The organism is Stenotrophomonas sp. TWI169, from assembly GCF_039674705.1.
Taxonomy (GTDB): domain Bacteria; phylum Pseudomonadota; class Gammaproteobacteria; order Xanthomonadales; family Xanthomonadaceae; genus Stenotrophomonas; species Stenotrophomonas maltophilia_P.
Genome location: NZ_JBDJOB010000045.1, coordinates 1 through 1,613 on the forward strand (window position 1 = coordinate 1; position 1,613 = coordinate 1,613).

The 1,613-nt window shown below is 69.3% G+C and carries 2 protein-coding genes; both read right to left on the reverse strand.

Annotation, left to right across the window (positions count from 1 at the left end):
• Nucleotides 1-92: 92 nt before the first annotated feature.
• Entirely contained in the window at nt 93-584 is a 492-nt protein-coding gene (locus ABE543_RS18595) for a pathogenicity-like protein (RefSeq protein ID WP_053516139.1), read from the reverse strand.
• A 4-nt stretch (nt 585-588) separates the two neighbouring features.
• Entirely contained in the window at nt 589-1,497 is a 909-nt protein-coding gene (gene tesB, locus ABE543_RS18600; protein WP_065174609.1) for an acyl-CoA thioesterase II, read from the reverse strand.
• Between the last annotated feature and the right edge of the window lie 116 nt (nt 1,498-1,613).

The following is a 1,613-nucleotide window of genomic DNA, read 5'->3' on the forward strand; positions in this document are numbered from 1 at the left end:
GTGCCGGGTCGGCGCCCGGTTCGCGCGGGGCCTGGCCGGGCGGCTTTTCGGCCCGCGGCGCGCGCCGAGCTGGGCCCGGCGCTACCGGCGCGTCATTTCGAGGGCTGGATGCGGACCCGCACTTCTTCCTGTTCCGGCGCGGGCTGCTGCGGTTGCGTCTGTGGGGCGGGGGCGGGTGCTGCGGGGGCCGGGCCACCGCGGTGGCGCAGGCCGATCACCAGCGCCACGCCAGCGATCACCACCAGCAGTGCGATGCGGATCCGCCAGGCCCAGCTGCGCCCGCCGCTGCCGGCATCCGGCGTGTCGCGGAATGCGAACTCGGCCGTGGGATGATCGCGGCGGGTGGTATCGAGCAGGCGTGCATCGCGCAGGATGTCGCGCGCACGCGGCTGGTCGTCGGCGCGCACGATCCAGACCGCTGGATAGCCCTGCGTGTTGCCCAGGTCGGTATAGCTGAACTGGCCGCGCCGCCGGGTCTTGTACGAGCGCCCATTGGTCACCTTCACTTCGATGCCATGGCTGCGCAGGAGCTCGGCCACGCCCTCGACGGTTTCCACACGCTGGCTGCTGAAGATCTGACGCATCGGATCAGTCCTTGGCCGGCACGGCGGCCGCTGCAGTCTGGTCGGGAACCACGCGGATCAGGCCCTCCTGTGCCGTGCTGGCCACCAGCACGCCATTGCGGGTGAAGAACTGGCCGCGGGCGAGGCCGCGCGAATCCTGCGCACTGGGGCTGTCCAGCGAATAGAGCAGCCAGTCGTCGGCGCGGAACGGGCGGTGGAACCAGATCGCGTGGTCGAGCGAGGCCATCTGCACGTGCGGATGGTAGTAGCTGATACCGTGCGGGAAGGTTGCCGTGCCCAGCAGATGGAAGTCGGACGCGTAGGCCAGCAGCGCCTGGTGCAGCTCGGGGGCATCGCCGACCGGTTCGCTCAACCGCATCCAGACCTGGTGATAGGGCGGGCGCTTGGGCGGATTCAGTTCGTCGCGGGGATAGACGTGGCGGAACTCGAACGGGCCACCGCGCGAGAGCCAGCGCTGCACTTTGATCGGCAGCCGCTCCAGCACTTCGGCCGGCAACGGGCGGTTCGGCTCGATGTCTTCCGGTTGCGGCACTTCGGGCATCTTGTGCTGGTGCTCGGCACCGGTCTCCGCCTGCTGGAACGAGGCAGCACAGAAGAAGATCACCTTGCCATGCTGGATCGCGGTCACCCGGCGCACGGAGAAGCTGCCGCCATCGCGGGTGCGGTCCACGTCATAGACGATCGGATGGTCGATGTTGCCGGCCCGCAGGAAATACGCGTGCAGCGAATGCACATGGCGCCCGTTGTCGACCGTGGCCTGGGCGGCGGCCAGCGCCTGGCCCAACACCTGCCCGCCGAACACGTACTTGGTGCCGATGTCGCGGCTTTGTCCGCGGAACAGGTTGTCCTCCAGCCGCTCCAGGGTGAGCAGGTCGATCAGCTCGGAGACGACGGGTTCGGGCGTGTCGTTCAAGGGGGCGGCCACAGCAGTGAAGAAGGACCGATTATACCGGTCAGGGGGGGGTAAACTGTAGCCTGGGGGGCTGGCGCGGACCCCGCAGCCCCCCCCTGGCCCCACATACGGGGGGG

Bases quoted from the DNA above. Each gene is read 5' to 3' on its own strand.
- ABE543_RS18595 (WP_053516139.1), bottom strand. From the start codon at position 584: ATGCGTCAGATCTTCAGCAGCCAGCGTGTGGAAACCGTCGAGGGCGTG.